Origin of the sequence: Klebsiella sp. RIT-PI-d, assembly GCF_001187865.1 — a bacterium.
Lineage (GTDB): Bacteria > Pseudomonadota > Gammaproteobacteria > Enterobacterales > Enterobacteriaceae > Superficieibacter.
Genome location: NZ_LGIT01000009.1, coordinates 128,319 through 144,301, shown reverse-complemented (window position 1 = coordinate 144,301; position 15,983 = coordinate 128,319). Strand labels below are relative to the sequence as shown.

Annotated in this window: 17 protein-coding genes; 8 read left to right on the top strand and 9 right to left on the bottom strand. The window is 53.7% G+C overall.

Going from position 1 to position 15,983, the window contains the following annotated elements; translation table 11 throughout:
* Positions 1 to 18: 18 nt before the first annotated feature.
* Complete coding sequence (locus AC791_RS07275) at positions 19 to 510, bottom strand: YajQ family cyclic di-GMP-binding protein (protein ID WP_049839811.1); 492 nt, start codon at positions 508 to 510, stop codon at positions 19 to 21.
* Positions 511 to 634: 124 nt separating this feature from the next.
* On the opposite strand from AC791_RS07275, the gene panE reads away from it, so the two are divergent.
* Together panE and yajL are read left to right on the top strand one after the other, a co-directional pair.
* Positions 635 to 1,546: a 2-dehydropantoate 2-reductase gene (gene panE / locus AC791_RS07270; RefSeq protein WP_049839810.1), complete on the top strand. Its 912-nt coding sequence runs from the start codon at positions 635 to 637 to the stop codon at positions 1,544 to 1,546.
* Positions 1,509 to 2,099 carry a protein deglycase YajL gene (gene yajL / locus AC791_RS07265; protein WP_049839809.1) on the top strand — a complete coding sequence of 197 codons (591 nt, stop codon included), beginning with the start codon at positions 1,509 to 1,511 and terminating at the stop codon, positions 2,097 to 2,099. The genes panE and yajL overlap by 38 nt, the downstream gene beginning before the upstream one ends.
* A 78-nt stretch (positions 2,100 to 2,177) precedes the next feature.
* On the opposite strand, the gene thiI is transcribed toward yajL, so the two are convergent.
* The gene (gene thiI, locus AC791_RS07260; protein ID WP_049839808.1) at positions 2,178 to 3,626 is read right to left on the bottom strand and encodes a tRNA uracil 4-sulfurtransferase ThiI; all 1,449 of its coding nucleotides are present in this window, start codon (positions 3,624 to 3,626) and stop codon (positions 2,178 to 2,180) included.
* A gap of 209 nt (positions 3,627 to 3,835) precedes the next feature.
* Between thiI and xseB the strand changes: the two genes are divergently transcribed.
* Genes xseB through AC791_RS07240 form a run of 4 tightly spaced genes read left to right on the top strand, consistent with a single transcriptional unit; the run spans position 3,836 to position 7,893 of the window.
* A complete protein-coding gene (xseB, locus tag AC791_RS07255) occupies positions 3,836 to 4,078 on the top strand; it encodes an exodeoxyribonuclease VII small subunit (protein WP_049839807.1) in 243 nt (80 codons plus the stop codon).
* Positions 4,079 to 4,978: a (2E,6E)-farnesyl diphosphate synthase gene (gene ispA, locus AC791_RS07250; protein ID WP_049839806.1), complete on the top strand. Its 900-nt coding sequence runs from the start codon at positions 4,079 to 4,081 to the stop codon at positions 4,976 to 4,978.
* A gap of 23 nt (positions 4,979 to 5,001) precedes the next feature.
* The gene (dxs, locus tag AC791_RS07245; protein ID WP_049839805.1) at positions 5,002 to 6,864 is read left to right on the top strand and encodes a 1-deoxy-D-xylulose-5-phosphate synthase; all 1,863 of its coding nucleotides are present in this window, start codon (positions 5,002 to 5,004) and stop codon (positions 6,862 to 6,864) included.
* A 54-nt stretch (positions 6,865 to 6,918) separates the two neighbouring features.
* Positions 6,919 to 7,893, top strand: a complete 975-nt coding sequence (locus AC791_RS07240) for an aldo/keto reductase (protein WP_049839804.1) — start codon at positions 6,919 to 6,921, stop codon at positions 7,891 to 7,893.
* A gap of 41 nt (positions 7,894 to 7,934) precedes the next feature.
* Here AC791_RS07240 and thiL read toward each other — a convergent pair whose 3' ends face one another.
* The 5 genes from thiL to nrdR form a co-directional block, all read right to left on the bottom strand.
* Positions 7,935 to 8,906, bottom strand: coding sequence for a thiamine-phosphate kinase (thiL, locus tag AC791_RS07235; protein ID WP_049839803.1), 972 nt, complete (start codon positions 8,904 to 8,906; stop codon positions 7,935 to 7,937).
* A 72-nt stretch (positions 8,907 to 8,978) separates the two neighbouring features.
* Complete coding sequence (nusB, locus tag AC791_RS07230) at positions 8,979 to 9,398, bottom strand: transcription antitermination factor NusB (protein WP_032616814.1); 420 nt, start codon at positions 9,396 to 9,398, stop codon at positions 8,979 to 8,981.
* Between the two features lie 19 nt (positions 9,399 to 9,417).
* Positions 9,418 to 9,888 (bottom strand): 6,7-dimethyl-8-ribityllumazine synthase, encoded by a 471-nt coding sequence (gene ribE / locus AC791_RS07225; protein WP_049839802.1) that lies wholly within the window; start codon positions 9,886 to 9,888, stop codon positions 9,418 to 9,420.
* 85 nt (positions 9,889 to 9,973) lie between these two features.
* Positions 9,974 to 11,077, bottom strand: a complete 1,104-nt coding sequence (gene ribD / locus AC791_RS07220) for a bifunctional diaminohydroxyphosphoribosylaminopyrimidine deaminase/5-amino-6-(5-phosphoribosylamino)uracil reductase RibD (protein ID WP_049839801.1) — start codon at positions 11,075 to 11,077, stop codon at positions 9,974 to 9,976.
* Between the two features lie 4 nt (positions 11,078 to 11,081).
* Positions 11,082 to 11,531 carry a transcriptional regulator NrdR gene (gene nrdR, locus AC791_RS07215; RefSeq protein WP_049839800.1) on the bottom strand — a complete coding sequence of 150 codons (450 nt, stop codon included), beginning with the start codon at positions 11,529 to 11,531 and terminating at the stop codon, positions 11,082 to 11,084.
* Between the two features lie 153 nt (positions 11,532 to 11,684).
* Here nrdR and AC791_RS07210 point away from each other — a divergent pair, with 153 nt between their 5' ends.
* Together AC791_RS07210 and AC791_RS07205 are read left to right on the top strand one after the other, a co-directional pair.
* Positions 11,685 to 12,227 carry a DUF3251 domain-containing protein gene (locus tag AC791_RS07210; RefSeq protein WP_049839799.1) on the top strand — a complete coding sequence of 181 codons (543 nt, stop codon included), beginning with the start codon at positions 11,685 to 11,687 and terminating at the stop codon, positions 12,225 to 12,227.
* 360 nt (positions 12,228 to 12,587) lie between these two features.
* A complete protein-coding gene (locus AC791_RS07205) occupies positions 12,588 to 13,442 on the top strand; it encodes a nucleoside-specific channel-forming protein Tsx (protein WP_049839798.1) in 855 nt (284 codons plus the stop codon).
* A 49-nt stretch (positions 13,443 to 13,491) separates the two neighbouring features.
* On the opposite strand, the gene AC791_RS07200 is transcribed toward AC791_RS07205, so the two are convergent.
* Together AC791_RS07200 and secF are read right to left on the bottom strand one after the other, a co-directional pair.
* Entirely contained in the window at positions 13,492 to 14,898 is a 1,407-nt protein-coding gene (locus AC791_RS07200) for a M24 family metallopeptidase (protein WP_049839797.1), read from the bottom strand.
* A 110-nt stretch (positions 14,899 to 15,008) separates the two neighbouring features.
* Positions 15,009 to 15,980: a protein translocase subunit SecF gene (gene secF, locus AC791_RS07195; RefSeq protein ID WP_049839796.1), complete on the bottom strand. Its 972-nt coding sequence runs from the start codon at positions 15,978 to 15,980 to the stop codon at positions 15,009 to 15,011.
* Positions 15,981 to 15,983 lie beyond the last annotated feature (3 nt).

Sequence of the window (15,983 nt, the reverse complement as noted above, 5' to 3'; positions counted from 1 at the left end):
CCTGCCCCGACCCAACGCTTAATCGCGGAAGTTTTTAAACTGGAATGGCTGACCGAGATCGCCGCCGCGCACCAGCGCCATGACGGCCTGCAAATCGTCACGCGATTTACCGGTAATGCGGATCTCTTCGCCCTGAATTTGCGCCTGTACTTTCAGCTTGCTGTCTTTAATCAGCTTGACCAGTTTTTTCTGCACGGCGCTTTCAATACCCTGCTTCAGTTTCGCTTCCACGAACCAGGTTTTACCGCTATGAATGAACGTTTCTGGCACATCCAGCGACGTTCCTTCAATGCCACGTTTGAGCAGTTTGGCACGTAAAATATCCAGTAACTGGTTAACCTGAAAATCAGATTCGCTCAGGACTTTAATGGTCTTATTAGCATCGTTCAGCTCAAATGTGGCCTCAACGTTGCGAAAATCAAATCGAGACTCGACTTCGCGGCTGGCATTATCAACTGCGTTACGGGCTTCCTGAAGATCAACTTCAGAAACGATATCGAAAGATGGCATCTTTTCTTCTCCCTTAGTTTTGTTTGCGATGCATAATACCCGCCATACGGCATAACTCAACTTGTTCTGTCCAGAAGCATAGCTGAAAACGCTATAATGGAGTTATGACAGGTGAGGAGGAGCAATGAAAATTACCGTACTGGGATGCGGTGCGCTGGGGCAATTGTGGCTGACCGCGCTGCATAAACGTGGGCACGAGGTTCAGGGCTGGTTACGCGTACCGCAACCCTATTGCAGCGTGAACCTGGTTGAGCTGGACGGTTCCATTATTAACCAATCCGTTATCGCCAACGATCCTGATTTCCTGGCCCAGAGCGATCTGCTGCTCGTTACGCTTAAAGCCTGGCAGGTTTCTGATGCAGTAAGAACGCTATCGGCAACGTTACCAAAAACTTCCCCTGTCCTGTTGATCCATAATGGGATGGGGGCTGTCGATGAGCTGCGCAACCTGCAACAGCCGCTGCTGATTTCCGCCACCACCCAGGCCGCAAGACATGATGGTAATGTCATCGTACACGTGGCGAGCGGCATTACGCACATTGGTCCGGCGCACACCTATCCTCAGGATTACAGCTGGCTCGCGGATATCCTGCAAAAAGTGCTGCCCGATGTTGCCTGGCATAATAATATTCATTCCGCACTGTGGGAGAAGCTGGCGGTCAACTGTGTGATCAATCCGCTAACCGCCATATGGAACTGCCGTAACGGCGAATTGCGCCGTCATCCGGAAATCATTGAAGTACTGTGTACAGAAATTGAAGCGGTAATGGAGCGAGAAGGTTTTCATACGTCGCTGGAAAACGTGCTTACTTATGTTTATCAGGTAATCGACAGCACGAGAGACAACATTTCCTCCATGTTGCAGGACATCCGCAGCCAGCGTCATACTGAGATCGACTATATTACCGGCTACTTTTTACGGCGTGCACGGGCGCACGGGATCGCCGTTCCTGAAAATACCCGCCTGTTCGAGCAGGTAAAACGTAAAGAGAGTGAATATGAGCGTAGCAGCACTGATATGCCTCGCCCCTGGTAGTGAGGAAACCGAAGCCGTCACCACGATCGACCTGCTTGTTCGCGGCGGTATTCCGGTCACGGTTGCCAGCACCGCCAGCGACGGCAATCTGGCCGTTACCTGCTCGCGCGGCGTCAGGCTGCTGGCCGATGCCCCGCTGGTGGAGGTGGCCGATGGCGATTTTGACATCATTATTCTGCCCGGCGGCGTTAAAGGCGCAGAATGTTTTCGCGACAGCCCGCTGCTGGTTGAAACCGTCAGGCAGTTCCAGCATTCCGGGCGCATTGTTGCCGCGATTTGCGCCGCCCCAGCCACGGTACTGATCCCACACAATATCTTTCCATTCGCCAATATGACCGGTTTCCCGGCGCTGAAAGATAAGATCCCTGAAGCACAGTGGCAGGACAGACGCGTGGTCTGGGATGCACGCTTTAAACTGCTCACCAGTCAGGCGCCGGGAACATCCATTGATTTTGGCCTGAAAATCATTGATCTGCTGGTTGGGCGTGAAAAGGCCCATGAGGTGGCATCGCAGCTGGTGATGCCAGCAGGGATTTATAACTACTACGAATAAATACTGCTGCCCGCGCATCGGGCCTGCAAAAGCGTTACTCTGCAGGCCCGATAAGCGCTGTGCTGGCACGCCAACGGACTACGGTCGGTACACTTTTACGTTAGTAAACCCCTGCTCGCGCAAATACAGCGCCTGCAGGCGGCTCATTACGCCACGCTCGCACCACAGCAGCCAGGTTTTACTCTGGTCAAGATCGCCAAATTTGGTGCTCAGTTTGTAGAATGGCAGGCCAACCACGTCGACGCCTTCTACCTTCAGCGGCTTATCATCCTGCTCATCAACAGAACGGATGTCGAGGATCGCATCATTCGGACCAAAGCCGGTGACGGTTTCAACCTCAACGACCTCCTGCTGCGCCTGCTGGGCAATTTCACGGATATCAACGTTATTCGCTTCACTGATCACGCGATCAAGAATACTGAAGTCAAAGTGCGCTTCTTCTTCTTCGATTTTGGCTTTCACTGCCTTCACGGTCGGGCTTTTCGAAATTACGCCGCAGTATTCCGGCATGGTACGGGCAAAATCTTCCGTACCGATCTCTCGCGCCAGATCGATAATATGTTCTTTATCGTGAGAGATCAGCGGACGCAGGATCAGGGTGTCGGTAACATTGTCGATTAAGCGCAGGTTAGTTAAGGTCTGGCTGGACACCTGGCCCAGCGCTTCACCGGTCACCAGCGCCTGAACGCCATAACGTTCTGCTACTTTCGAGGCGGCACGCATCATCATGCGTTTCAGCACCACGCCCATCTGGCCGTCATCCACTTTTTCGAGGATTTCGCCAACCACCGGCTCGAAATTAATCGCCACAAAACGCACGCGGTGGGAGCTACCGAAGCGGTTCCAGAGATAATGCGCGACCTGACGTACGCCAATTTCATGCGCAGCACCGCCAAGATTAAAGAAGCAGTAATGTACCCGGCAGCCGCGGCGCATCAGCATATAGCTGGACACGCCAGAGTCGAAACCGCCGGAAATCAGCGACATCACATCTTCCTGCGTTCCAATCGGATAACCGCCAATCCCTTCAACGCGGTTATTCACCAGCAGCAGGCGGTCATTTTCAATTTCGAGATTAACGGTAACGTCCGGCTTCGTCAGTTTTACACGCGCAGACTCAATATGCTGATTCAGACCGCCACCCACGTAGCGTTCCGCTTCAATAGAGCTAAACTCGTGAGTACCACGGCGCTTGATACGAACGCAGAAGGACTTTCCTTCCAGTCGCTCGCGGTAGAGCGCCAGCGCTTTTTCGAAGATGTCGTGCAGGGAGGTAAAGGGAACATCCTCTACTTCCAGAATATGATGAATACCCGGAATACGGGTCAGCCCGTCGCGAATAACTGGACCGAGGTTCTCGTCTTTAACGCGAACTTCAATATGGTCCCAGTGACGGACAATAGCGAGAGCGTCGCTATAGCATTTAAAAACGTTACGAATGTTGCCGGTTAAAATCTTGGTAAAGCGCAAACGCACAGATTGGCTTTTGATAGTGATTTCCGGAAACAATTTAATGATAAACTTCATGGCGGCAATGGTTCTTTGGCAAGTCTCAAACGACTTGTAGTGGAAAAGTGTACAGCAGCCCATACCTGCGGCTACATCCAGGCGCGCAAGTATACCACCATCGCGGTCATTCTGCGCAAATGCCCTTATCATTGCGCGTTATTTGCTTATCATGCCGGGTCCGTTACCATTAACCCTGAGCAGAAATTACTGAGAGTCAGACATTTACTATGCCAAAGAAAAACGATGCATCGACCAGTTTTGAAAGCGCGTTAAGCGAACTGGAGCAAATTGTCATTCGTCTGGAAAGCGGAAGCCTGCCGCTGGAACAAGCGTTATCAGAGTTCGAGCAGGGCGTGCAGCTGGCACGACAGGGTCAAAAAAAATTGCAGCAGGCTGAACAGCGCGTGCAGATCCTGCTGGCCGATGGCGAAGACGCACCTCTCACCCCTTTTTCAGCGGATGCCGAGTAAATGGATTTCAGTCAACAACTCCAGATTTGTGTTGAGAGAGCCAACGGTGCACTGCGGCAGTTTATCGCCCCGCAGCCGTTTCAGAACACTCCGCTGGTCGACGCCATGCAGTATGGCGCACTATTAGGTGGAAAACGCCTGCGCCCTTTTCTGGTCTATGCTACCGGCGAGATGTTTGGTGTCAGTCCGCAAACTCTGGATGCGCCTGCCGCCGCCATTGAGTGTATTCATGCTTATTCGCTGATCCATGACGATCTGCCGGCGATGGATGATGACGATCTGCGTCGCGGCCAGCCGACCTGCCATATTAAGTTTGGTGAGGCCAATGCCATCCTGGCAGGCGATGCGCTGCAAACCCTGGCCTTTTCGATTTTAAGCAGCGCCCCAATGACCGACGTCGCCGACAAAGATCGCCTGTCGATGATTGCAGAGCTGGCGCAGGCCAGCGGCGTTGCCGGCATGTGCGGGGGTCAGGCGCTGGATCTACACGCTGAAGGTCAGCACGTCGATTTAGCGGCGCTTGAGCGTATTCATCGGCATAAGACCGGGGCGCTGATCCGTGCAGCGGTTCGCCTCGGCGCACTGAGCGCAGGTGATCGGGGACGTGACGTACTGCCCATTCTTGATACATATGCAGAATCTATAGGTCTTGCCTTCCAGGTTCAGGATGACATTCTGGATGTGGTGGGTGATACTGCAACATTAGGGAAGCGCCAGGGTGCCGATCAGCAGCTTGGCAAAAGTACCTATCCCGCACTGCTGGGCCTTGAGCAAGCTCGCAATAAAGCCCGGGATCTAATCGTCGATGCCCGCCAGTCTCTTACTCAACTGGCAGCACTGTCTCTCGACACCTCAGCACTGGAAGCACTGGCGAATTATATAATCCAGCGTGATAAATAAACGAAACACCGCGATGAGTCTCTATGAGTTTTGATATAGCCAAATACCCGACCCTGGCGCTGGTCGACTCCACCCAGGAGTTACGCCTTTTGCCGAAAGAGAGCCTGCCGAAGCTGTGCGATGAATTACGTCGCTATTTGCTCGACAGCGTGAGCCGTTCCAGCGGACACTTCGCCTCCGGGCTTGGCACGGTTGAACTTACCGTGGCACTGCATTATGTCTATAACACGCCGTTCGACCAGCTGATCTGGGACGTCGGCCATCAGGCCTATCCGCATAAAATCCTCACCGGTCGACGGGACAGAATCGATACAATCCGCCAGAAAGAGGGTCTGCATCCTTTTCCGTGGCGTGGAGAGAGTGAATATGACGTATTAAGCGTCGGACACTCTTCAACCTCGATCAGCGCTGGCATCGGTATTGCCGTGGCCGCCGAGAAAGAAAATAAGCAGCGCCGCACGGTATGCGTGATTGGTGACGGGGCCATTACGGCTGGCATGGCATTTGAAGCCATGAACCACGCAGGCGATATCCGCCCGGATATGCTGGTGATCCTCAACGACAATGAAATGTCGATTTCAGAGAATGTCGGCGCGCTGAATAATCATCTGGCAAAAATTCTGTCCGGTAAGCTGTACTCTTCCCTGCGCGAAGGCGGGAAAAAGGTCTTTTCCAACGTGCCGCCCATCAAAGAGTTACTCAAGCGCACTGAAGAACATATTAAAGGTATGGTAGTCCCGGGTACGCTATTTGAAGAGCTGGGATTTAACTATATTGGCCCGGTTGACGGTCATGATGTCCTGAGTCTGGTGAGCACGCTAAAGAATATGCGTGGCCTGAAAGGTCCGCAATTCCTGCACATTATGACCAAAAAAGGCCGCGGCTATGAGCCTGCGGAAAAAGATCCGATTACATTCCACGCGGTGCCGAAATTCGATCATACCAGCGGCGTATTGCCAAAAAGCAGCGGCGGCCTGCCCTCCTACTCAAAAGTGTTCGGCGACTGGCTGTGTGAAACGGCGGCCAGCGACGATAAACTGATGGCGGTAACGCCGGCGATGCGTGAAGGTTCCGGCATGGTCGAGTTCTCACGTAAGTTCCCGGATCGTTATTTTGATGTGGCAATCGCAGAACAGCACGCGGTAACCTTTGCTGCGGGTCTGGCGATCGGCGGTTATAAACCGGTTGTGGCTATCTACTCCACTTTCCTGCAACGCGCCTACGATCAAGTGATCCACGACGTGGCCATCCAGAAATTGCCGGTCCTGTTTGCTATCGACCGCGCCGGGATCGTCGGGGCCGATGGTCAGACGCATCAGGGCGCATTTGATATCTCGTTTTTACGCTGCCTCCCGGAGATGGTGATCATGACGCCAAGCGATGAAAACGAGTGCCGCCAGATGCTGTATACCGGCTATCACTACAATGACGGGCCGAGTGCGGTGCGCTACCCACGCGGCACCGGGACAGGCGCCGCCCAGGAACCACTCCAGATGCTGCCTCTCGGCAAGGGCGTAATGAAGCGTCAGGGTGAAAAAGTCGCTATTCTCAACTTCGGTACGCTGTTACCGGATGCGGCACAGGTTGCTGAATCGCTAAACGCCACGCTGGTTGATATGCGCTTTGTGAAACCGCTTGATGAAACGCTGATCCTGCAACTGGCTGAACAGCATGATGTACTGGTGACGCTGGAAGAGAATGCCATCATGGGCGGTGCCGGCAGCGGCGTAAACGAAGTGCTGATGGCGCGGCGTAAAGCAGTGCCGGTTCTTAATCTGGGCCTGCCCGATTTCTTCATTCCGCAGGGCACCCAGGAAGAAGCCCGGGCCGATATCGGTCTGGATGCAGCCGGTATCAAAGCAAAAATCCTCAGCTGGCTTGCCTGACCTCTCTTCTACTCCTGCTATGCTTAACCATACCCTTATAGCAGGAGTGGAACCATGCAATACAACATGTTAGGAAAAACAGACCTCAGGGTTTCCCGCCTTTGCCTTGGCTGCATGACCTTCGGCGAACCGGATCGCGGCAAACATGCCTGGACCTTGCCGGAAGAAAGTAGCCGTCCGATTATTCAACGCGCGCTGGAAGGCGGCATCAATTTTTTCGATACCGCGAATAGTTATTCAGACGGAAGCAGTGAAGAGATCGTTGGACGTGCCCTGCGCGACTTTGCCCGTCGTGAAGACGTGGTTGTCGCCACCAAAGTGTATCACCAGGTCGACTCCCTCGCCGAAGGGCTATCCCGCGATCAGATCCTGCGTTCTATTGATGACAGTCTGCGTCGCCTGAACATGGACTACGTGGACTTACTGCAAATTCACCGCTGGGATTACAACACGCCGCCTGAAGAGACGCTGGAAGCGCTGAATGAGGTGGTGAAAGCAGGTAAAGCACGCTATATCGGCGCCTCTTCTATGCATGCAGAACAATTTGCCGGGGCGCTGGCGCTGCAAAAACAGCACGGCTGGGCACCGTTTGTGACCATGCAGGATCACTATAATCTTATCTATCGTGAAGAAGAGCGTGAAATGCTGCCGTTGTGCTATCAGGAAGGCGTGGCGGTGATCCCGTGGAGTCCGCTGGCCCGTGGTCGTCTGACCCGCCCGTGGGGAGAAACCACCGCGCGTTCCGTCTCTGATGAGTTTGGCAGCACGCTTTACAGCACCACGGAAGATAACGATGCGCAGATCGCTGAACGACTGGCTGGCGTGGCAGAAGAGACAGGTGCCACCCGGGCACAGGTTGCGCTGGCATGGTTACTGAGTAAGCCTGGCGTGGCCGCACCGATTATCGGCAGCTCGCGGCAGGAGCAGCTTAATGAGCTGTTACAGGCAGTCGATCTGACCCTCACCCCTGAACACATTGCTGAACTGGAAACACCGTATCAGCCCCACCCGGTGGTGGGTTTTAAATAATAGTATGGCCCGCCCGGTTTATCGGCCGGGCCATGTATACCTCAGGCGAAATGATCGAACCCTTTCCCCTCAAACGTGACCGGGCTACCTTCACGTAAAAACTGTAATCCCTCACTTTCAGGCATAATTTGCCCGACACAGGTAAACGCCGTGCCGAGATGCTTTAACGCCACGTCCAGCGCGCCGCGGTTACGTTCCGGTACGGTAAAGCACAATTCATAATCCTCTCCGCCCGCCAGCGCCCAATTCAGCGCCTGATCGGGCGTTGCGTGGCGCAGCATTGGCTCAGAGAGCGGAAGCGCATCCAAATCGAGGCGCGCGCCGCAGCCGCTGGCTTTCAAAATATGCCCGAGATCGGAGATCACGCCGTCAGAGATATCAATAGCCGCGCTGGCCCGGTCGCGCAGCGCCTGTCCGTGCAGTACGCGAGGCGTCGGGCGCAAATGGCGTTTGACCAGATACGCTGCATCAGCCTCATTATCAACCTCAAGCCGGCCCTGCAAAATCGCCAGCCCGGCTGCACTATCACCAGGTGTGCCAGTGATATAAATCCCGTCGCCGGGTTTCGCGCCTGAGCGCTTGAGCGCGCGTCCCAGCGGCACATAACCGTGAATACCCAGGGTCATTGACAGCGGACCACGGGTCGTGTCGCCGCCGATCAGCTGCATATCATAGTAATTGAGTTGCTCGAACAGACTGTCGCTAAACGCCGCCAGCCACGGCTCATCGACATCCGGTAACGTCAATGCCAGCGTCAACCACGCCGGATCGGCACCCATTGCGGCAAGATCGCTGATGTTAACCGCCAGCGCTTTGTGCGCCAGATCGGCCGGATCGATATCAGCAAGAAAATGGGTGCCGCACACCAGGGTGTCGGTACTGATCGCCAGCGTCTGTTTTTCAGGAATATTGAGCAGCGCGCAGTCGTCACCGATACCGGTTTCTACATCCAGACGGGTACTTCTTACGCGGTCAAAATAACGGGCAATCAGGGAAAATTCGCCGCATGCCATACGTTATGCCTCAGCAGTAAAAAAGAATAAGGCCGATAACCGGGCGAGACCGCCCGGTTATCGGCCTGGAGATTACTTTTTGCGGGGACGAATTGCCGGAGCTGCTTTATCCAGCACGCCGTTTACGAATTTATGGCTGTCTTCAGCGCCAAAGGTTTTTGCCAGTTCGATGGCTTCGTTGATGGCCACTTTATACGGCACATCATCACGTTTGGACAGCTCGAACAGCGCAATACGCAGTACGGCTTTCTCAACCTGACCCAGTTCTTCGAGCAGACGGGACAGGTACGGCTTCATCAGGCCGTCGAGATATGCGCTGTTAGTCGCCACCCCGGAGAGCAGTTCGCGGAAATACACGACGTCGACATCTTTAACGTCTTGTTCCGCCAGGAACTGGTATTCAACATCGGCGATGTCGTTCTGGGACAACTGCCAGGAGTAAAGCGCCTGGACGGCACACTCACGGGCACGGCGACGAGCAGCAGGTTTCACGGAATTCCCCTTACAAAATTCAGGCCTTGATGGCTTTCAATACATTAATCATTTCGAGCGCGGTCAGTGCAGCTTCTGCACCTTTGTTACCGGCTTTGGTACCCGCGCGTTCGATGGCTTGTTCAATACTTTCAGTGGTGAGAACGCCAAACGCAACCGGGATTTCGCTCTCCTGAGCGACATGCGCCAGACCGTTGCTTGCACCACCCGCAACATATTCAAAGTGGGCAGTGCCACCACGGATCACCGTACCCAGCGCAACGACCGCATCATATTTACCGGTTTTGGCCAACGCGCCCGCTGCCAGAGGCAGTTCATAGGCACCTGGAACCCAGACAACGGTGATGTTTTCGTCTTTCATCTGACCGATGCGCTTCAGAGCGTCAATTGCGCCCTCCAGCAGACTGTCGTTGATGAAATTGTTAAAACGCGCGATGGTGATGGCGACGCGAGCGTCCGGGGCAGCAACGTTAGCTTCAATAATGTTCATATTCTTCCTATGGGTTCATTTGGCCCCGCAGGGGGGCGGATTTTATCATAATAATTCGGGCGCTGCTTCTCTTTTACCGCAGGCGCTATATGTTGGTCAGATGTAAACAAATATCCGGACCAACATGACGTATCTCACTGAATTTAAAGTGGGGTGCCGCAGAGAGTTTCTCAAGGCCTGGCAGAACACACAGCCCGCGGGCATCGCTCCCCAGCAGCGTCGGGGCCAGATAGACCACCAGCTCATCGACCAGTCCGGCCGCAATCAGCGCGCCGGCAAAGGTTGCTCCCGCTTCAACCCAGAGACTGTTAATCTGCTCGCGGCCCAGCTGCATGAACAGCAGTACCAGGTCCAGATGACCATTATGCTCAGCAACTTTCAGGGTTTTTGTCCCCTGCGGCCACTGTCGTGCATCCTCATGGGTACGCGCAAACCAGGTGTCACCCGCCTGCTGGACGATCCGATGCGCCGGGCTGACGCGATTGCCACTGTCCACCACAATGCGTAAAGGCTGGCGCAGTTCTGCCTGCGGATAGAGGGCCTGTGTATCAGGAGACAGCTCATTCCAGCGCACGGTGAGCTGCGGATCGTCAGCCAGCACGGTGGCGCTGGTGGTGAGAATGGCGTGACTTTGCGCGCGCAGGCGCTGGACGTCGCGCCGGGCTTCAGGAGAGGTGATCCACTGGCTTTCCCCATTCGCCATCGCGGTTCGTCCATCAAGCGATGCGCCAAGCTTAAGCTGCACATAGGGAAAGCCGGTACGCATCCGCTTAAGAAATCCTTTATTTAACGCTTCAGCCTCGCTCATCATCAGGCCGTGACTAACCTCAATCCCTTCTTGCCTGAGGCGATACAGTCCGCGTCCGGCAACCTGGGGATTTGGATCCTGCATCGCGGCAACCACGCGCGTAATACCAGCATTAATCAGCGCTTCGCAGCATGGGGGCGTGCGCCCGTGATGACTGCACGGCTCAAGCGTAACGTACGCTGTCGCCCCGCGGGCATTTTCGCCTGCCATTCGCAGCGCGTGCACTTCTGCATGTGGCTCTCCGGCGCGATGATGATAGCCCTCACCGACGATCCTGCCGTCTTTGACAATCACACACCCTACGTTAGGGTTGGGATGCGTTGTAAAACGACCACGCTGCGCCAGCTTAAGCGCTCGCGCCATATACATTTCATCCTGCATGATGTTAATCCTGTAAGCGGGCGATCTCTTCGCCAAACTCTTTAATGTCTTCAAAGCTGCGATAAACCGAGGCAAAACGAATATAGGCGACCTTATCGAGTTTTTTGAGCTGTTCCATGACCAGATTACCGATCATCTTACTGGGAATTTCGCGTTCACCGGTTGCCCGAAGCTGCGATTTAATATGGTTCAGGGCCATTTCAACGTCATCGGCGCTGACCGGCCGTTTTTCCAGCGCCCGAAGAATACCATTACGCAGCTTATCCTCATTAAACGGCTCGCGCACATCGTTACTTTTCACCACCCGGGGCATCACCAGCTCAGCCACTTCAAAGGTGGTGAAACGTTCATTACATACCAGACACTGACGTCGACGGCGTACGGAAGACCCCTCCCCTACCAGACGAGAATCAATCACTTTGGTATCTACGGCTAAACAGAATGGGCAGTGCATATCGCGTCCTGACGAGGGAGTAATGTGAAATATAGTTTACCCTGAACTGAGACGACTACAAAGTGAGAGCTTTTGAGACTTTGGATCGATGGCAGATGCGCTATTATCCTCTACCATAATGAGAATGTGAGTCTTTTTGAAGGGATCGTCGCAATGACAAGACGTTATGTAAAAGTAGTGGTGCTGGGAAGCCTGTTTTCACTCAGCGCCTGCGCACCACAAAGTGAGGTTCGTCAGCTTCATCAGAGCGTCAGCACGCTTAATCAGGAGATGACCAAACTGAACCAAGAGACGGTCAAAATCACCCAGCAAAATGCATTGAATAAAAACTCCGCCAGTGGGGTGTACTTGCTGCCGGGTGCGAATACACCAGCCCGCCTGAATAGCCAGATTGGTATGCTGCGCATGTCGCTTGCCAATATTACACCTGACGCCAACGGGACCCGTCTGACGCTGCGTATTCAGGGTGAATCTAACGATCCGTTACCTGCATTTAGCGGAACCGTTGAATGGGGGCAAATTCAGGGAACAACCCAGGATCACCGCGAGGTTAATGTTCAGAACCAGCTGATCACAGCTCCGGCCAGCACTCTGGCGCCCAGCGATGTTGACCTGCCATTACAACTTAACGGCATTACGCCCGAGCAGTTAGGTTTTATTCGCATCCATGATATTCAGCCTGCACAACAGCCGTAGTTATCCCGGATTCACTTTTTGAGTTGCGGCACACCCGGCATCACCGCCGGGTCTGCTGTTATTTGGCCTGCGCCAGCAAAGTGCCATCACGTTTGCCCCTCCCCTGCGACAGTCATCATCACTCATACTTATTTAAATCCTGTAAATGTTGGCAATGAAACAGGTTGCCAGTACAATGCGCGCCGTTAATGTACGCAAACGTGAACGCAATCGATTACGTGTGTGACAAGAATGTGAAACAACACATATTTTTGTGAGCAATGATTCTTATAATAGGCACCACAGAAATTTGAAACATTCAGTAACGCGAAGTCATCTTTTCATTCCCGAATGGGATTTTTTTCAAACAGTGGCATAACTATGAAACATACAATTCTTGCAGCAGGCGCAGTGCTGGCACTCTCTTCTGGCTTCACCGCTCAGGCAGCCGAACAGGAAAAACCGCAGTTCGTCTCCGACTGGTGGCATCAGAGCGTCAACGTTGTTGGCAGCTATCACACCCGCTTTGGACCGGCATTACGTAACGATACCTATCTGGAATACGAAGCGTTCGCCAAAAAAGACTGGTTTGACTTCTACGGTTACGTGGATGCGCCACGCTTCTTTGGGGGTGATGGTGATTCCCGCGGGATCTGGAATCATGGTTCTCCGCTGTTTACTGAAATTGAACCGCGTTTTTCTATTGATAAACTAACGAATACCGATCTGAGCGTTGGCCCGTTCAAAGAATGGTACTTTGCGAACAACTATATTTACGATATGGGTCGCAATCAGGCAGGCCGTCAGAGCACCTGGTACATGGGTTTGGGTACCGACGTGGAAACCGGTCTGCCAATTGGTCTGTCGCTGAACGTGTATGCGAAATATCAGTGGCAGAACTATGGCGCATCCAACGAAAACGAGTGGGATGGCTATCGCTTTAAAATTAAATACTTTGTGCCTATTACCGACGTGTGGGGCGGCCACCTGAGCTACATCGGCTTCACCAACTTTGACTGGGGTTCAGATTTGGGCGACGACCAGTACCGCACCAGTAATTCTATCGCCTCCAGCCACGTGCTGGCGCTGAACTACGATCACTGGCACTACTCAGTGGTGGCCCGTTACTTCCATAACGGCGGACAGTGGAATGATGGCGATCGCCCGGTATGGCAGGCAGAGCCGATTAAATCCAACGGCTTCGGCTGGTATCTGGTTGCAGGCTATAATTTCTAATCGCCTTGCTCGCCAAAAGCCGATCTACCGATCGGCTTTTTTTGGCTTATTATCCGATGCAGCGTAACGCGCGGGTATGATCCAACAGCCACGGACGTAAATACCCCACCGTGTTTGAAAAAGGCAAAACATCCTCCGGCAAACAAATGCCATACTGCTGCTGAATATGTTCGCGACGGGTGATCACGCGCTGCCATAGCGCCGGATACTCGCGCGCCAGCACCTCACGCAGTTCCCAATCGGCCAGTGCGACGGTATCTTCGATGCTGGCACCGGCATACCCAGGTCGGGACGGAATAATATCGATTTGCAGCAGCATCCCACTGCGTAAAATCGCCTCAGAATTTGGCCCAATCGGCGAGCAGAGCCACTCTTCATCGGCAACCAGGTGACCGGGATTGAGATGCCAGCGGTATTTTTCTTTAGGTAGCACCTGCTCAATTAATGCATATATCTCCCCGCCGCGCATACCGATCCGCAGGTTTTCCAGCCAGCTAACCACCGCCAGATAATAGGGTTTTGCCATCACCTCAAGGTAGTCGGCAACGTCCGCAGGCAGCTCGAGCGCATCGGCGACCACGTAAGCCGCACGGCTGCTCAACCCGCCTTTAAAACTGGTGGTAAGCGAAAACTTATCTCCCCGCGCAATGATCTTATCCCCCGGATAGAGACCGGCATGGGCGAAGCGTTCCCCGGTGGCGGCAATCATCACCACGTTATTAGGCTGCCCTTCCGCCGCCAGCAGCGAGCCGATTTGCTTTTCCGTTTTACCCAGTGAAATAGCATTCATCGCGGTCAGTATGGCCGTTGATGCCAGATTGGCACCATATTCATAATGCGCCAGCTCATTCGCATTGTTTAAGGTGCGCACGCCGCTATCAGGCGCGATAAACAGTGCCGTTGCGTTAGTAAAATCGCTCTGCCCCTGCACGGCCTGGCGCAGGGCATCAACGATAAAGGCCGGAAGATCGAACACAGTCTGTGCGCTGTCTGCCATTCCGGTGAATAACTTCCAGCCCACCAGTCCATAACGTTTACCTGCGCTAATACCCGCCTGCGCAAGCTGTTCGGGCAGGGAGTGCAGATTATCCATAGGCTGATTGGGCAGTGAAAACCACGGAGCATGGATCACCGTATTCGGCAGCCGCGCATGGGCGGCCAGTTTGAGATTTTCGTTGCCTAAGACCAGGACTGCATCGCCCGTGCTGTGCAGTACCAGTAACGCTTCTTCAAAGCGTGGAATAAAACCGGTGAGGTATTCAAAGTTGCCGCCGTGCTCTTTGTCGGCGTAAATAATCAGCGCATCCAGCTGCTGCTGCTGCATTCTGGCGACAACGTTATGTTTACGGGCCCGAAGAGTGTCGTTACTGAGGATCACTGAGGGTACATCATGCCAGACGGCAGGCGGCGTAACGTTTTGCAGTTGAACAGATGAAAGGGAACAGATCACTGGCATTACTCCATGTCAAAAGCCATTTAACATGGAGAGTAGCGAATATTTGCGCTGCTGTAATAAAAAAATCCCGGTCCTGCGACCGGGATTCCATATCTGAACTGAAAGTCAGTTTACGGCAGAATTGACGGTTGATCCGCCCCTTCTTTCTCAACTTTCTGCTGCAGCATGTGCTCGCGTCGCATCCCGAGTTTCAGCGCCAGCGCTGAGGCCACGTAGATAGACGACGCCGTACCGATGGAAACACCGATCAGCATGGTCAGCGAGAAGCCTTCCAGTACCGGACCACCAAAGAGGTACAGCATTAGAATAACCACTAACGTAGTACCAGAGGTAATCAACGTACGGTGCAGCGTCTGGGTCAACGACACGTTAAAGATTTCGTAAGGCGTCCCGCGACGAATTTTGCGGAAGTTTTCACGAATACGGTCGGATACCACGATGCTATCGTTCAGCGAGTAACCAATGACCGACATCAGTGATGCAACGATAGTCAGGTCAATCTCGATGTGGAATAACGACAAAATGCCCAAGGTGATAATCACATCGTGCGCCAGCGAGATAACAACCCCGGCTGCCAGTCGCCACTCAAAGCGGAAACCGACGTACACCAGGATTGAAATCAGCGCCACCAGCAGCGCCATTGCCCCGGTTTGTGCCAGATCGGCACCTACGCTTGGCCCCACAAATTCAATACGCTTAACGGCGGCGTTTTGATGGGTGGCCTCATTAATGACGCTCAGTACCTTGCTGCCCAGTACCTGGCCGCCGTTTTCACCCTCGGTCGGCGGCATGCGGACCATGATGTCATGGCTGCTACCAAAGTTTTGCAACTGCGGCTCTTCAAAGCCGGCTTTTTGCAGCGCTTCGCGCATCACGTCCATATCAGCGGGTTTTTCAAGGGTGATTTCAATGACGGTACCGCCGGTGAAATCAAGCCCCCAGTTAAAACCGCGGATGCCCATAACCACAATGGCCGCCACCAGCAACAGGCCGGAGATGCCAAAAGCCCAGTAGTCCCAGCGCATAAAGTCATAGACTTTACGGCCGTGGTTCAATTGTTCAACAGTATATTCCTGTGCCACATC